Here is a 14,770-nt window from a genome sequence, read left to right on the forward strand (position 1 = left end):
GTGACCGGCGTCACAGTCGGTCGAGAACGACCTGCGCCTCCTGCAGCAGCGAGCGCGCCAGCGGCACGCATGGCCCTTGCAGCGCCAGCACGATGCCGATGCGGCGCACCGGGGCACGGTCGGGCAGGGGGATGCGGACGATGCGAAGTCCTCCGCTCCACAGCGGCGGCCAGTCGGGCAGCAAGGCGACGCCGAGGCCCTGGTCGACCAGCGCGGCAATGGCCGCCAGGCTGTCGATCTCCAGCCGCTGGCGCGGGCGGATGCCATGGTCCCGCAGGTAGCGGTCAGCCAGCTGGCCGCCCACCGACATGCGGTCGTAGCGGATGTAGGGCTCGCGCGCCAGCAGGACATGGGCGTCGCTGCCGGCCAGCGCCGCCGGCGCGACCACGACCAGCGGCTCCTCGGTCAAGGCATGCCACTCGCAGTTCTTGGCCACGACGAATTGCGGCTCCACCACGATGGCGGCGTCGAGTTCGCCGGCGGCCACCCGGCGGCACAGGTCCACCGAGCTGCCCGGCGACACGAACACCGACAGCTCGGGGTGGCGCTGGTACAGGCGCCGCAGCACCGGGGGCAACACGCTGGTCAGCGCCGAAGAGAAGACACCCAGGCGCAACTCACCCGGCAGGTTGCTGTCATGGGCAATGGCACGCAGGTCGCGCAAATCGCGCAGCAGCCCGCGGGCGCGCTCGAGGATCTTGAGTCCGGCTTCGGTCACGCGCACCGAGCGGCCGGCCCGCTGGATCAGCGGCGTGCCGAGTTCCGCTTCCAGGGCGTGCAGCCGCGCCGCGACGGCAGCCGGCGTGATGTCCAGGCGCCGCGCGGCCTGCGCCATCGAGCCGGCCTCGGCCACGGTGACGAAGCTGTGCAGGAACTCGATGTTCATGGCCGGGAGTATCGCGCAGCGGCGACGCTCCCCAGCCGCGGGCGCTCAGGCCTTCGGCACGCGATCCACTGTCTGCGGCGGGCGCAGGAAGTCGAAGTCGACACCCTGGTCGGCCTGCGTCACCGTGTCGAGGAACAGCTTGCGGTAGCCGCGGTCGGCGCTGGGCACGGTCACCGGCGACTCCTTGGCGCGCCGCGCCAGTTCCTCCGCCGACACCAGCAGGCTGATCTCGCGCTGGCTCACCGACAGCCGGATCCGGTCGCCGGTGCGCACGTAGCCCAGGGGGCCGCCGATGGCCGACTCCGGCGTGACGTGCAGCACGATCGTGCCGAACGCGGTGCCGCTCATGCGGCCGTCGGAGATGCGCACCATGTCCTTGACGCCCTGGCGCGCGAGCTTGCGCGGCAGCGGGATGTAGCCGGCCTCGGGCATCCCGGGCGCGCCCTTGGGACCGATGTTCTTGAGCACCAGGATGTCGTCGGCGTTGACGTCGAGGTCGTCGCTGTCGATGCGCGCCGCCAGGTCGGCCAGCCCTTCGAACACGACGGCGCGGCCTTCGTGCTCCATCAGCTTCGGGTCGGCCGCGGACTGCTTGATGATGGCGCCGCCGGGCGCCAGGTTGCCTTCCAGCACGGCGATGCCGCCCTGCGGATAGATCGGGTTGTCGCGCGAGCGGATCACGTCCTGGCTGAATGGCGGCGCCGCCCGCTCCAGTTCCTCGCCGAGCGTGCGTCCGGTCACCGTCAGCGCGTCGAGGTGCAGCAGGGGCTTGAGTTCTCGCAGCAGCGTGGTCATGCCGCCGGCGGCGTGGAAATGCTCCATGTAGTGCTGGCCCGAAGGCTTGAGGTCGACCAGCACCGGCGTCTCGCGGCCCATGCGGTCCAGCGCTTTCAGGTCGATCTCGAATCCCATGCGGCCGGCGATGGCCGTCAGGTGCACGATGCCGTTGGTCGAGCCGCCGATGGCGAGCAGCACCCGCATCGCGTTCTCGAAGGCCCTGGCGGTCAGCACCTTGTCGATGGTGAGCCTGGCCTTGGCCATCTGCACGGCCACGGTGCCGGTCTCCTCGGCCACCCGCATGCGTGCCGACGTGACGGCGGGCGGCGCGGCGCCGCCCGGCACGGTCATGCCCAGCGCCTCGGCGATGCACGCCATCGTGCTCGCCGTCCCCATCACCGAGCAGGTGCCGACGCTGGCGACCAGCTGGTTGTTGACGTCGGCGATCTCGGTGGCGTCGATTTCGTCGGCGCGGTACTTGCCCCAGAAGCGGCGGCAGTCGGTGCACGCGCCGACGGTCTCGCCGCGATGCGAACCGGTGAGCATCGAACCGGTGATCAACTGGATCGCGGGCAGGCCGGCCGAGGCGGCGCCCATCAACTGGGCCGGCACGGTCTTGTCGCAGCCGCCGATCAGCACCACCGCGTCCATCGGCTGCGCCCGCAGCATCTCCTCGGTGTCCATGGACATCAGGTTGCGCAGGTACATGCTGGTGGGCTGCGCGAAGCTCTCGCCGATCGAGATGGTCGGGAACTTCACCGGCAGGCCGCCGGCCAGCATCACGCCGCGCTGCACGGCCTCGACCAGCTGCGGCATGTTGCCGTGGCACGGGTTGTAGCCGCTGCCGGTGTCGGCGATGCCGATCACCGGGCGGTCGAGGGCGTGGTCGGTCAGGCCGGCGCCCTTGATGAAGGCCTTGCGCAGGAACAGCGAGAAGCCGGCGTCGCCGTAGTTGACCAGGCCGCGGCTCATGCCGGTGGCGTCGCCGCCGCCGGGTTTCTTGGGATCGAATGGGGATGAGGACATGGGGAAACGCCTGGTGAATCCCCGATTATTCGTCGGCCCTGATGCCGGTCTGGTCGATCACCCTGGCCCATTTGGCGATTTCGCCCTTCAGGCGCTCGGCCGCGAGCGCGGGCGTCTGCGGCGCCAGCACGTAGACGCCCTGCTGCAGGAACTGCTCCCTGGCGGCCGCGTCCTGCATGACCTTGCCGATCTCGCTGTTGAGCCTGGCGACGATGTCGGCTGGCGTGCCGGCGGGCACCAGGACGCCGAAGGTGGAGGTCACGTCGAAATCCTTCCAGGCGGCCTCGGCCACCGTCGGCACCTCCGGCAGCATGGAGATGCGCTGCGGCGTGGTCACGGCCAGCGCCCGCAGCTTGCCCGCCTTGACCTGCTGAAGCGCCGCCGGCACCGTCTCGGCCATCATCAGCACCTGGCCGCCGACCAGGTCGTTCATGGCCGGGCCGCTGCCCTTGTACGGCACGTGGATCATGTCGGCGCCGGCCTGCAGCCGGAACATCTCGGCGGCCATGCGCTGCGGCGCGCCGGCGCCCGAGGATGCGTAGGTGAGCTTGCCGGGGTTGGACCTGGCGTAGGAGACCAGCTGGCCGAAGTTCTGCACCGGCACCGACGGGTGCACCACGAACACCAGCGGGACGTAGCCGACCACCTGCACCGCCGTGAGGTCCTTCTGCAGGTCGTAAGGGAGCTTGCCGCGCTCCAGCCTGGCCATGGTCGAATGCGAGGTCATGGCGCCCATCAGGATGGTGTAGCCGTCCGGTTTCGCCTTGGCCACGGCATCGGCGCCGATGTTGCCGCCGGCGCCGCCGCGGTTGTCGACGACCACCTGCTGGCCCAGGGCCGTCGACAGGCGCTGCGCCACGATGCGGCCGATGACGTCGGTCGCTCCGCCGGGCGGATACGGAACGATCATGCGGATGGGCTTGTCGGGATAGGCGGCCCAGGCCAAGGCGGGCAATAGCGCGGCGGCAGCGGCGGCGGCGCACAGGCCCCGGCGCAGGAAGCTGGCAATGGCGGTCATGTCCTTCATCTCCGGTTTGTTCCAGGAAGGGCGGCAGTGTCCGGCGGCGTCCGCGGGACGGCAAGCTGCCGGGCTTATCTTCACAAGAAAGAATTTCTGGGGCCGATGCGGTGAAAATCGGCCGGTCTGGCCGTCGAGCGGCGCCGCAAGGCCCGTCCGCGCGACCCGGCCCAGCCGTTTTCCAGTCGTTCACACGAGACCACCGTCATGACCACAGCACGCCTGAAGGGCATCTTCTCGCCCGTCCTCACGCCGTTCAACCCGGACTACACGCCGGATCCGGTACGCTTGCAGCGCCATTGCCGCTGGCTGCTGGAGCAGGACGTGGGGCTGGCGATCTTCGGCACCAATTCCGAGGCCAATTCGCTGTCGGTCGCCGAGAAGCGGCGCCTGCTCGGTGCGCTGCTGGAAGCCGGCCTGCCGGCCGCGCGCATGATGCCCGGCACCGGCGCCTGCGCCCTGCCCGATGCCATCGAGCTGACCAGGGCGGCCGTGGAAGCCGGCTGCGGCGGCGTGCTGATGCTGCCGCCCTTCTATTACAAGGGCGTGAGCGAAGAGGGCCTCTACCGCGCCTTCGCCAGCGTGATCGACGCGGTGGCCGACGAGCGACTGCGCATCTACCTGTACCACATCCCGCCGGTGTCGCAGGTGCCGATCACGCGCGGCCTGATCGCGCGGCTGCTGAAGGCCTATCCGCGCGCGATCGCCGGCATGAAGGACAGCTCGGGCGACTGGAACAACACCAAGGCGATGCTCGAGGAATTCGCGCCTCAGGGCTTCGACGTGTTCGCCGGCAGCGAGAACTTCCTGCTGCGCAACCTGCGCGGCGGCGGCGCCGGCTGCATCACCGCCACCGGCAACGTGAATCCGGGCGCCATCGTCCAGCTGTACAAGACCTGGCAGGGCAGCGAGGCCGACGCGCAGCAGGCGAACCTGGACGCCGTCCGTGCCGTGTTCGCGCAGTTCCCCATGATTCCGGCGATGAAGGCCGCGATCGCCTGGAAGAGCGGCCGGGACGCATGGCGGACGGTGCGCCCGCCGCTGGTGGAGCTCGACGCGCAGCAGCAGCAGGCGCTGCAGGCGGCGCTGGACCAGGCCGGGTTTGCCATGCCCAACGCTGCGTCGCTCGCCTGAACATGGCGGGCCAGCAGGAGCACCACCGCTTCAGCGCCGACGCGCTCGAGACGTTCGCGCGGACGCTGCTCGTGAAGTCCGGCCTGGCCGGCGACAAGGCGGCGGCCGTCGCGACCGTCCTGGTCGAGGGCGACCTGCTGGGGCACGCGACGCACGGACTGCAGCTGCTCGCCGGCTACCTGGACGACATCGCCAGCGGCGCGATGACCACCGACGGCGCTCCGGAGGTGGTGGCCGATCACGGTGCGGTGCTCACGTGGGACGCGAGGCGCCTGCCCGGCCCCTGGATCATGCTGGAGGCGCTGGACGCCGCCTGCGAACGGGCGCAGCGCTTCGGCATTGGCGCGGTGTCGGTGCGCCGCAGCCACCACATCGCCGCGCTGGCGCCGTATGCCCGGCGGGTCGCCGAGCGCGGCATGGTGCTGCTGCTCATGACCTCGGCGCCGTCCGGGGGCAGCGTGGCGCCGTACGGCGGCACCGGGCCGCTGTTCTCGCCGAGCCCGATCGGCGTCGGCTTCCCCACCGGCGCCGAGCCGGTGCTGGTGGATGTGTCGACCTCGATCACCACCAACGGCATGACCAACCTGCTGGCGCGCGAGGGCCGCAAGCTGCCTGGCCCGTGGCTGATGGACGAGGCCGGGCACGCCACGGACGATCCCACCGTCGCCGTGGCGCCGCGCAAGGGCACGCTGTTGCCCTTGGGCGGCATGGACGCCGGCCACAAGGGATACGGCCTCGGCCTGATGGTCGAGGCCTTCACGGCGGGCCTCGCCGGGCACGGGCGGTCCGACCCCGGACCGCGCTTCGGGGCGACCTTGTTCGTGCAGGTCCTCGATCCGCGTGCCTTCAGCGGCGCGCAGGCCTTCACCGGCCAGATGGACTGGATTGCCGAACGCTGCCACCAGAACCCGCCGCTCGATCCGGCGCGGCCGGTGCGCCTGCCCGGCGAACGCGGCCTCGCCCTGCGCCGGGAGCAGTTGGCCGGCGGGGTGCGGCTGCACGCGCGCATCGTGCAGGCCCTGTCGAAGTGGGCCGAGCAACTGGACGTGCCCCTGCCGGCAGCCCTCTGAAACGCTCGCCCGCCGGGGGCAGCAGCCCCGGCCGCAGCCTCCCACTCACCGACGGGCTTCCGCCCCATGGCTGTCCGCCGCCGCATCGCGGCGGCGCGCACCATCTCGCGCCACGCAGCTAACACTTTCTCGCCAATACTGCACGGCGGAATCAGTTCAACCCTATTGTCCTGCTGGTTTTTTGGGAACAGAATCCATCTGGTGGACATGGTCAATACCTGAAAACGACGAGATCTCCTGTTCCTTGCCGACGGGACGGGTGTGGGCCAACGGGAGTTCCGCCAGGAGGACGCCACTGCTGTCCAGGCGCCCATCTCTCTCGAACGTTTTTTCATGGGGGCCCACGTGGCGCGATTTGACCTAATCAGGAAGAGCCGCTGGATCGGGTTCGGGGCTGCGAGCTTGCTCGCGATCGCCCTGGCCGGATGCGGCGGTGGTGGTGGATCAACTGAACCGGAGGTGGTGACACCGCCGCCTGTCGTGACACCGCCGCCGGCGACCGGCACGGTCGTGAACGTGAGCGGCGTCCTCGCGCCCAGCGGCACCGTGGATGCCGCGGCGATGACGCCGGCGGAGTTCGCGGCCCTCGCACCCAGGGGAGCGATCACCAGCGTTTCCGTCCAGAGCCCGCCCGTGGTGACCTTCCAGCTGACGGATGGCGCCAACCGCGGCATCAAGGGCCTCGGGTTCACCAGCCAGAACGCGACCGCGCTGCGCCCCGGACTGAGCAACCTGGCGTTCGCGATGGCGAAGCTGGTGCCCGGCGCCAATGGCGCGCCGAGCAAGTGGGTGAGCTACATCGTGACCACCTCGCCGACGACGACGACGGGCGAGGTCCCGACGCGGCCGACGACCGACAACATCGGCACGCTGGTCGACAACGGCGACGGCACCTACAAGTACACGTTCCACCGCGACATCACCAAGGTGAAGGACGCCGTCGCGGCGGCGGCGCTGGCGGCTCCCAACGTGGCGGCCGACCTCGGCGACCTCACCTGGGATCCCACGAAGCTGCACCGCCTGGTGATCCAGGTCGGCGGCAACGCGCGCGGCACGGGGACCAACACCGCCAACGGCGCGAACTCCGGCGTCGCATCCGTGCCCATGGGGGCGCCGGCGAACGTCGTGCTCGACTGGTATCCGGCCACCGGAAAGGTGGTGACGAAGACCGAGGCCGACCAGCGCGAGGTCGTCTCCATCGACAACTGCAACGAGTGCCACGGCAAGCTGGCGTTCCACGGCGGCAACCGGGTCGACACCCGGTTCTGCGTCGTGTGCCACACGAACCAGCGCAAGTACGGCCAGGTCAACGTGGCATCCACCAACGGCAAGTTCCCGGCCCTGAAGGAAACGGCCACGGTCAACGCCACCACCGGCATCACCAGCTTCAGCTACTCGCCCGAAACGCGTGTCGCTGACGGCGAAGTCTCCGGCGACTTCACGACCATGATCCACAAGATCCACATGGGCAAGGAGCTGGTGAAGGAAAACTACAACTACGCCAACGTCGCCTTCAACAACAAGGGCTATTCGATGCTTGGCGGCGGCCAGCGCATGTGCAGCAAGTGCCACGACAACACCAAGGCGGCCCAGGCCGACAACTGGAAAGCCAAGCCCAGCCGGCTGGCCTGCGGCGCCTGCCACGACGGCATCAACTGGGCGACCGGTGCCGGCATGACCCTGGCCGACAAGGCGGCCGGCCGCACGACGGGATCCGGCCACGCCGGCAAGCAGGCAGCCGACGACTCGATGTGCGCCACTTGCCACCGGGCCGACCTGACGGTGTTGAACCACCAGACGGAAAACCTGACGAAGCACAATCCGGTCCTGCCGGCCGGCCTGAAGAACATCAAGTACGAGATCAAGTCCGCCGCGGTCGACGCGACGAACAAGGCCACGGTGGTGTTCCGCGTGCTCGTCGACGGCACCCCCGCGACGTTCAAGCCGGCTGCTGCCGGCATGTCGGCCCCGCTCGAAGGGTTCACCGGCGGTCCGAGCTTCCTGCTGGCCTACGCGACGGACGCCTCGGCCACTGACGGCATCGGTGCGCCGGCGGACTACACCAATGCCGGCGTCAAGCAGGCCCAGGCGATCAGCGTTTCGCTGGCGAACCTGCTCGACACGACCAAGGCCGCCGACGGTTCGCTGGCTGGCCCGGATGCGAGCGGCTACTACACGGCGACGCTGCTGGGCACGGGCACCAAGAAGTTCCCGGTCGGCGCGAAGATGCGCGCGGTGGCCCTGCAAGGCTATTTCACGCAGGTGAGCCCGGCCGCAGCGCGCCATGCGATCTCGGTCGTCAAGGAAGTTTCCGGCGACGCCGTGCGCCGCAAGGTCGTCGATCCCGAGAAATGCTCCAACTGCCACGAGTGGTTCGAAGGCCACGGCGGCAACCGCGTGTACGAGACGCAAGTCTGCGTGATGTGCCACACGCCCGGGCTGGCCACGAGCGGCCGCGGGATTGCGGATTCGGTGATGAATCCCTGGAACTTCGTTGGCGAAGCGCTGAAGATCGTGAACTGGTGGGGGTTCGACAAGACCAAGGCCAATGCCGCGCTGGCATTGCCGGTCACGACGAACAACTTCAAGGACATGATCCACGGCATCCACGCCGGCAGGGACCGCGTCAATCCGTTCCGTGATGCGCGGGATCGCACGCCCAGCACGATTCAGCTCCTTGATTTCGCGCGCATGGACTTCCCGGGCCGGTTGAACAACTGCGAAACCTGCCACATTGCCGGCACCTACAGCAGCGTGCCGCTCAATGCGTTGCCCTCGACGTACGAGTCGGTCGACGCGGCGTACGACGCGGCGATCGCCGCCGGGACCGCGACGCCGGCGCTGGCCAAGGCCGCCCTGTCGACCAACAGCGGCACCGACCGGGTCACGTCGCCGTTTGCCGGCGCCTGCGTGAGCTGCCACGACTCGGCCGCGACGAAGTCGCACATCCGTTTGCAGGGCGGGCAATTGCAGGTCAACCGCAACTCCGGCGTCGCCGGCAGCGAGTCGTGCGTGACCTGCCACGGTCCCGGCCGCAGCGAAGACCCGGCGATCGCCCACAAGCGGTAGGGAACGGACCGCGCGGCCACTGGCCGCGCGGCGTTCCAAAGCATCGAAGCCCCGCACCACCATCGGTGGTGCGGGGCTTCTCTGTTGCTGGCTGTCGAGCGCGTCTCAGCGCACCAGCGCCGGCCGCTTCGGATCGAACTTCCACCCAGGAACCAGGAACTGCATTCCGACCGCGTCGTCGCGAGCGCCCAGTCCGTGCTGGCGGTACAAGGCGTGAGCCTTTTCCACTTGGGCCAGGTCGATCTCGATGCCGAGGCCCGGCTTCTTCGGCACCTGCACGAAGCCGCCTTCGATCTTCAGCGGCTCCTTCGTCAGGCGCTGGCCGTCCTGCCAGATCCAGTGGGTGTCGATCGCCGTCACCTTGCCCGGCGCGGCGGCGCCGACGTGGGTGAACATCGCGAGCGAAATGTCGAAGTGGTTGTTGGAGTGCGAGCCCCAGGTCAGGCCCCAGTCCCGGCAGGTCTGCGCCACCCGCACCGAGCCGGCCATGGTCCAGAAATGCGGGTCGGCCAGCGGAATGTCGACCGACTGCAGCGCGAGCGAATGGGCCAGTTGGCGCCAGTCGGTGGCCACCATGTTGGTCGCCGTCGGCAGCCCCGTGGCGCGGCGGAATTCCGCCATCACCTCGCGGCCGGAGAAGCCTTCTTCCGCGCCGCACGGATCCTCGGCATACGCCAGCACGCCGTGCATGTCCCGCATCAGCCGGATCGCGTCCTTCAGCAGCCAGCCTCCGTTGGGGTCCAGCGTCACGCGCGCCTGCGGGAAGCGCTCGTGCAGTGCGCGGATCGCCTCGACCTCGTCCTCGCCGCGCAGCACGCCGCCCTTGAGCTTGAAGTCCTGGAAGCCGTAGCGAGCCTGCGCCGCCTCGGCAAGGCGCACCACGGCTTGCGGCGTGAGGGCCTCTTCGTGGCGCAGGCGGAACCAGTCGTTGCCGGCATCGGGCTCGCTGGCATACGGCAGGTCTGTCTTCCTGCGGTCGCCGACGTAGAACAGGTAGCCGAGCATCTGCACGGCGTCGCGCTGCTGGCCCTCGCCGAGCAGTGCCGCCACGGGCACGCCCAGGAACTGGCCCTGCAGGTCGAGCAACGCCGATTCGACCGCGGTCACGGCGTGGATGGTCGTGCGCAGGTCGAAGGTCTGCAGGCCGCGGCCGCCGGCGTCGCGGTCGGCGAATTTCGCGCGCATCGCATTGAGGATCGCCTGCAGGTCGCCGATCTGGCGGCCCTCCACCAGCGGGCGCGCATCCTCCAGCGTCTGCCGGATCTTCTCGCCGCCGGGCACTTCGCCGAGCCCGACATGGCCGGCGCTGTCCGTCGCGATGACGATGTTGCGCGTGAAGAAGGGCGCGTGCGCGCCCGAGAGATTGAGCAGCATGCCGTCCCGGCCGGCGACCGGGACGACCCGCATGCTCCTGACGACGGGAGTGCTCATGCGCCTTTCAGTCCGCGGTGATCTTGCCGGTCTCGATCACCTTCTTCCAGCGCGCGAACTCGTCGGCCTGGAACTTCGTGAACTGCTCCGGGGTGTTGGCGACGACCTCGAATCCCTGGGCGACGAGCTTCGCCTTGACCGCCTCGTCGTTGATCGAAGCCACCAGCGCCGCATGCAGCTTCGCCTTCAGGTCGGCCGGCAGTCCCTTCGGCGCCGCCACGGCCTGCCACGAGTACACGTCCACGCCCTTGATGCCGGCTTCGGCCAGCGTCGGCACCTGGGGCAGCAGCGGCGAGCGCTGCGCCGACGTGATCGCCAGCGCGCGCAGCTTGCCGGCCGCGACGTGCTGCACGACGGCGTTGATGTTCTGGAACGAGGCGTGCACCTGGCCGCCCAGGATGTCGTTCATGGCCGGGCCGCCGCCCTTGTACGGGACATGCAGCCCCTGGGTGCCGGTCTGCTGCCAGAAGAGTTCGGCCGTCAGGTGGTCGGACGAACCGTTGCCGGAGGAGGCGAAGCTCATCTTGCCGGGATTCTTCCGGTGCTCGGCGAGCACGTCGGCCACGCTCTTGAGCGGCGAGGCGACGGGCACCACCAGCACGTTCGGCGCCTGCACGGCGACGGTGAGGTAGTCGAAGTCCTTCAGCGGGTCGTACTGGACGCCCTTGATCAGGTGGGGAGCGATCACGAAGGGGCCGAGCGACGACACGAACAACGTGTAGCCGTCCGGCGCCGCCCGCTTGACGATCGCCGCGCCGATGGTGCCGGTGGCGCCCGCCTTGTTGTCCACGACGAAGGTGCCGCCGAGCTTCTCCTGCAGCTTGGGCGCCAGCACGCGGGCGATGGTGTCGGTGGAGCCGCCAGGGGGGAACGGCACAACCAGCGTGACGGGCTTTTCGGGATAGGCAGCCAGCGCCGCGGCGCCGGCGGCCGCCAGGGCAAGGGTCAGCAGGATCTTCTTCACGGGGTCTCCTTGGGTTGAAAAGACGTCACTGGGGGCCGAGCGTGCGGATCAGCGCCGCCAGCTGCTCGACTTCCGCCGGCTTGAGGTCCGCGAGCGGCGGGCGCACCGGCCCGGCGCCCTTGCCGACGATGGCCGCGCCGGCCTTGACGATGCTCACCGCGTAGCCCTCGCCCTTGTTGCGGATCTCGAGGTACGGCAGGAAGAAGTCCCTGATCAGGCGGCTGGTGGTCGCCGTGTCTCCGGCGGCGTAGGCGTCGTAGAACTCGATCGCCGTGCGCGGCACGAAGTTGAAGATCGCGGACGAGTACACCGGCACGCCCAGCGCCTTGTAGGGCGCAGCGTAGACCTCGTGAGTCGGCATGCCGCCGACGTAGACGAAGCGGTCGCCCAGCTTCTGCCGGATCGACACGATGCGCTCGATGTCGCCCAGGCCGTCCTTGAAGCCGATCAGGTTGGGGCAGCGCTCGGCCAGCTTCGCGAGCGAGTCCGCCGTCAGCTTGCAGGCGCCGCGGTTGTAGACGACCACGCCGATCTTCACGCTCTGGCACACCGCTTCCACGTGCGCCACCAGCCCGTCCTGGCCGGCTTCGGTCAGGTAGTGCGGCAGCAGCAGGATGCCTTGCGCGCCGCAGCGCTCGGCCTGCTGCGCGTAGCTGATCGCCAGCCGGGTGCCGCCGCCGGCGCCGGCGACGATGGGCACGCGGCCGCGGCAGGTCTCGGCGGCCGTGCGGATCACGTCGGCGTACTCGGCCGGTTCGAGCGAGAAGAACTCGCCGGTGCCGCCGGCCGCGAACAGCACGCTGGCGCCGTACGGCATCAGCCATTCCAGCCGCGCCGCGTAGCCGCGGGCATCGAAGCACAGCTCGCGGTCGAAGTCGGTGAGGGGGAAGGAGAGCAGGCCGGAGGAAAGGGCGGTCTTGAGTTCGGAAGGGGTCATGCAGAAATCCGATTGAGGTAAGACATCGTACAACCTCGCCGACTCGCGCGCAGCGATGTCCAACCGAGCCCAGAGGCTATTCAGCCGCGCCGGACAGCTTGCGCGGCGGCGCGCTGGCGCCGCTCCTTGCTGTTGGCGAGATGGGTGCGCATGGCCGCCCTCGCCCCTTCGGCGTCCTGCCGTTCGATGGCCTGCAGGATGTTCTCGTGCTCGGCGTTCACGCGGCGCAGGTACGCTTCGCGCTCCGCCGTGGCCGGCTGGGTGCGATCCAGGCGCGCGCGCGGGATCATGGAGCCGCCGAGGGTTGCCATGAGCTGCGCGAAGTGGGGGTTGCGAGTCGCGCGGGCGATCTCCAGGTGGAACTGGAAATCGGCACCGGCGCCGTCGCGGCCGTCGCGGATGGCGGAGCCGATTGCCTCGAGGGCGGCGCGCATCGCAACCAGGTTCTCGGCGGTGCGGCGCATCGCGGCCAGGGCCGCGCCCTCCGTCTCCATCCCGATCCGCAGCTCCAGCACGCCGATCACGTCCTGCAGCGTCGCCGTATCGATGCGAAACGTCGTCGCTTCGCCCTGCCCGAGGACGAAGGTGCCGATGCCGTGCCTGGTCTCGAGCACGTTGGCCGCCTGCAGCCGCGAGATGGCCTCGCGGACCACCGTCCGGCTGACACCGAACTCGGCCATGATGGCGCCTTCGGTCGGCAACTTGCTGCCGGCCGGCCAGCGGCCGTCGCGCACCCGGTCGCCCAGCGCCTGGACCAGGTCGGCGGTGAGGGAACGGGGGCGGCGCACGGCCGGGGTCTGCATGATCGTATTATGTCGTACGATGACTCAGGCAGCGCAGGCGTCGTGCCTCATCGTTCCCATCCCCCACCCCGCAGTACCCATGCCTTCCGCCTCCGAGCCCCTCTCCATCCTGATGCACCCCGCCGACAACGTCGCCATCGTCGCCAACGACGGGGGGCTTCCCGCCGGCACCACCTTCCCGTCCGGCCTCACTTTGCGCGAAAAGGTCCCGCAGGGCCACAAGGTAGCGCTGATCGACCTGCCGGCCGGCAGTGCCGTGCGCCGCTATGACGTTCCCATCGGCTACGCCACGCAGGACATCGCCGCCGGCAGCTGGGTCCACGAGCGCCTGTTGCGGATGCCCGAGGCGCGCGGACTGGACGACCTGCCGATGGCCACGCAGTGCGAGCCGCTGCCGCCGCTGGAGGGCTACACGTTCGAGGGCTACCGCAACGCGGACGGCTCGGTCGGCACCCGCAACATCCTGGCCATCACGCAGACGGTGCAGTGCGTGGCCGGGGTGACAGCGTTCGCCGTCGAGCGGATCAGGAAGGAGTTGCTGCCGCGCTATCCCAACGTCGACGACGTCGTCGCCCTCGAGCACGGCTACGGCTGCGGCGTGGCGATCGATGCAGCCGACGCCGTCGTGCCGATCCGCACGCTGCGCAACATCAGCCTGAACCCGAACTTCGGCGGCGAGGTGATGCTGGTCAGCCTGGGCTGCGAGAAGCTGCAGCCCGAGCGCCTGATGCCGCCCGGCACCATTCCGCTGGTCGACGAGCGCGACGCGAACGCCGGGCTCGACGTCGTGTGCCTGCAGGACGAGCAGCACGTCGGCTTCATGTCGATGGTGGAATCGATCATGAGCCAGGCGCAGCGGCACCTCGAGCGCCTGAACGCCCGCCGGCGCGAGACGGTGCCCGCGAGCGAGCTGGTGGTCGGAGTGCAGTGCGGCGGCAGCGACGCGTTCTCGGGCGTGACGGCCAATCCGGCGGTGGGGTTCTGCGCGGACCTGCTGGTGCGGGCCGGCGCCAGCGTCATGTTCTCGGAGACGACCGAGGTGCGCGACGGTGTCGCCCAGCTCACGGCGCGCGCCGCAAATCCGGAGGTCGCACGCGCCATCGTCCGTGAAATGGCCTGGTACGACGCCTACCTGCAGCGCGGCAGCGTCGACCGCAGCGCCAACACCAGCCCGGGCAACAAGAAGGGCGGGCTGTCGAACATCGTGGAGAAGGCGATGGGCTCGATCGTGAAGTCCGGCTCGGCGCCGATCACCGGCGTGCTCGCGCCAGGCGAGAAGCTCAAGCAGCGCGGCCTGACCTACGCAGCCACGCCGGCCAGCGATTTCATCTGCGGCACGCTGCAACTGGCCGCCGGCATGAACCTGCACGTGTTCACGACCGGGCGCGGCACGCCATACGGGCTGGCCGAGGTGCCGGTGATCAAGGTGGCGACCCGGACGGACCTCGCGCGGCGCTGGCACGACCTGATGGACGTGAATGCCGGCAAGATCGCCGACGGCGCCGCGACCATCGAACAGGTCGGCTGGGAGCTGTTCCGGCTGATGCTCGACGTGGCGAGCGGGCGCAGCAAGACCTGGGCCGAGCACTGGAAGCTGCACAACGCACTGGTGCTGTTCAATCCGGCGCCGGTGACCTGAACGGTCCGGCAGCCGT

11 protein-coding genes are annotated in these 14,770 nt (G+C 69.7%); 4 read left to right on the forward strand and 7 right to left on the reverse strand.

Going from position 1 to position 14,770, the window contains the following annotated elements; all coding sequences use genetic code 11:
* Positions 1 to 10: 10 nt before the first annotated feature.
* The 3 genes from RAMLITH_RS12010 to RAMLITH_RS12020 are packed head-to-tail and all read right to left on the reverse strand — an operon-like array spanning position 11 to position 3,707.
* Entirely contained in the window at positions 11 to 886 is an 876-nt protein-coding gene (locus tag RAMLITH_RS12010; RefSeq protein WP_168107634.1) for a LysR family transcriptional regulator, read from the reverse strand.
* 45 nt (positions 887 to 931) lie between these two features.
* Positions 932 to 2,689: an IlvD/Edd family dehydratase gene (locus RAMLITH_RS12015; protein ID WP_168107635.1), complete on the reverse strand. Its 1,758-nt coding sequence runs from the start codon at positions 2,687 to 2,689 to the stop codon at positions 932 to 934.
* Between the two features lie 25 nt (positions 2,690 to 2,714).
* Positions 2,715 to 3,707, reverse strand: coding sequence for a tripartite tricarboxylate transporter substrate binding protein (locus RAMLITH_RS12020; protein WP_168107636.1), 993 nt, complete (start codon positions 3,705 to 3,707; stop codon positions 2,715 to 2,717).
* A gap of 207 nt (positions 3,708 to 3,914) precedes the next feature.
* On the opposite strand from RAMLITH_RS12020, the gene RAMLITH_RS12025 reads away from it, so the two are divergent.
* The 3 genes from RAMLITH_RS12025 to RAMLITH_RS12035 all read left to right on the forward strand — a co-directional run bounded on the left by RAMLITH_RS12025 (position 3,915) and on the right by RAMLITH_RS12035 (position 8,980).
* On the forward strand, positions 3,915 to 4,841 hold the full coding sequence (locus tag RAMLITH_RS12025) for a dihydrodipicolinate synthase family protein (protein WP_168107637.1): 927 nt from the start codon (positions 3,915 to 3,917) through the stop codon (positions 4,839 to 4,841).
* 2 nt (positions 4,842 to 4,843) lie between these two features.
* The gene (locus RAMLITH_RS12030; RefSeq protein ID WP_168107638.1) at positions 4,844 to 5,911 is read left to right on the forward strand and encodes an Ldh family oxidoreductase; all 1,068 of its coding nucleotides are present in this window, start codon (positions 4,844 to 4,846) and stop codon (positions 5,909 to 5,911) included.
* Positions 5,912 to 6,373: 462 nt separating this feature from the next.
* The gene (locus tag RAMLITH_RS12035) at positions 6,374 to 8,980 is read left to right on the forward strand and encodes an OmcA/MtrC family decaheme c-type cytochrome (RefSeq protein ID WP_168107639.1); all 2,607 of its coding nucleotides are present in this window, start codon (positions 6,374 to 6,376) and stop codon (positions 8,978 to 8,980) included.
* Between the two features lie 105 nt (positions 8,981 to 9,085).
* Here RAMLITH_RS12035 and gudD read toward each other — a convergent pair whose 3' ends face one another.
* The 4 genes from gudD to RAMLITH_RS12055 form a co-directional block, all read right to left on the reverse strand.
* A complete protein-coding gene (gene gudD, locus RAMLITH_RS12040; protein WP_168107640.1) occupies positions 9,086 to 10,411 on the reverse strand; it encodes a glucarate dehydratase in 1,326 nt (441 codons plus the stop codon).
* Positions 10,412 to 10,418: 7 nt separating this feature from the next.
* Positions 10,419 to 11,375: a tripartite tricarboxylate transporter substrate-binding protein gene (locus RAMLITH_RS12045; RefSeq protein ID WP_168107641.1), complete on the reverse strand. Its 957-nt coding sequence runs from the start codon at positions 11,373 to 11,375 to the stop codon at positions 10,419 to 10,421.
* A gap of 25 nt (positions 11,376 to 11,400) precedes the next feature.
* Entirely contained in the window at positions 11,401 to 12,312 is a 912-nt protein-coding gene (gene kdgD / locus RAMLITH_RS12050) for a 5-dehydro-4-deoxyglucarate dehydratase (protein WP_168107642.1), read from the reverse strand.
* An 80-nt stretch (positions 12,313 to 12,392) separates the two neighbouring features.
* Positions 12,393 to 13,115, reverse strand: coding sequence for a FadR/GntR family transcriptional regulator (locus tag RAMLITH_RS12055; RefSeq protein WP_168107643.1), 723 nt, complete (start codon positions 13,113 to 13,115; stop codon positions 12,393 to 12,395).
* Between the two features lie 79 nt (positions 13,116 to 13,194).
* On the opposite strand from RAMLITH_RS12055, the gene garD reads away from it, so the two are divergent.
* On the forward strand, positions 13,195 to 14,754 hold the full coding sequence (gene garD, locus RAMLITH_RS12060) for a galactarate dehydratase (protein WP_168107644.1): 1,560 nt from the start codon (positions 13,195 to 13,197) through the stop codon (positions 14,752 to 14,754).
* The last annotated feature ends 16 nt before the right edge of the window (positions 14,755 to 14,770 follow it).

Source organism: Ramlibacter lithotrophicus (assembly GCF_012184415.1).
Taxonomy (GTDB): domain Bacteria; phylum Pseudomonadota; class Gammaproteobacteria; order Burkholderiales; family Burkholderiaceae_C; genus Ramlibacter; species Ramlibacter lithotrophicus.

Bases quoted from the DNA above. Each gene is read 5' to 3' on its own strand.
- RAMLITH_RS12010 (WP_168107634.1), bottom strand. From the start codon at position 886: ATGAACATCGAGTTCCTGCACAGCTTCGTCACCGTGGCCGAGGCCGGC.
- RAMLITH_RS12015 (WP_168107635.1), bottom strand. From the start codon at position 2,689: ATGTCCTCATCCCCATTCGATCCCAAGAAACCCGGCGGCGGCGACGCC.
- RAMLITH_RS12020 (WP_168107636.1), bottom strand. From the start codon at position 3,707: ATGACCGCCATTGCCAGCTTCCTGCGCCGGGGCCTGTGCGCCGCCGCC.
- RAMLITH_RS12025 (WP_168107637.1), top strand. From the start codon at position 3,915: ATGACCACAGCACGCCTGAAGGGCATCTTCTCGCCCGTCCTCACGCCG.
- RAMLITH_RS12030 (WP_168107638.1), top strand. From the start codon at position 4,844: ATGGCGGGCCAGCAGGAGCACCACCGCTTCAGCGCCGACGCGCTCGAG.
- gudD (WP_168107640.1), bottom strand. From the start codon at position 10,411: ATGAGCACTCCCGTCGTCAGGAGCATGCGGGTCGTCCCGGTCGCCGGC.
- kdgD (WP_168107642.1), bottom strand. From the start codon at position 12,312: ATGACCCCTTCCGAACTCAAGACCGCCCTTTCCTCCGGCCTGCTCTCC.
- RAMLITH_RS12055 (WP_168107643.1), bottom strand. From the start codon at position 13,115: ATGCAGACCCCGGCCGTGCGCCGCCCCCGTTCCCTCACCGCCGACCTG.
- garD (WP_168107644.1), top strand. From the start codon at position 13,195: ATGCCTTCCGCCTCCGAGCCCCTCTCCATCCTGATGCACCCCGCCGAC.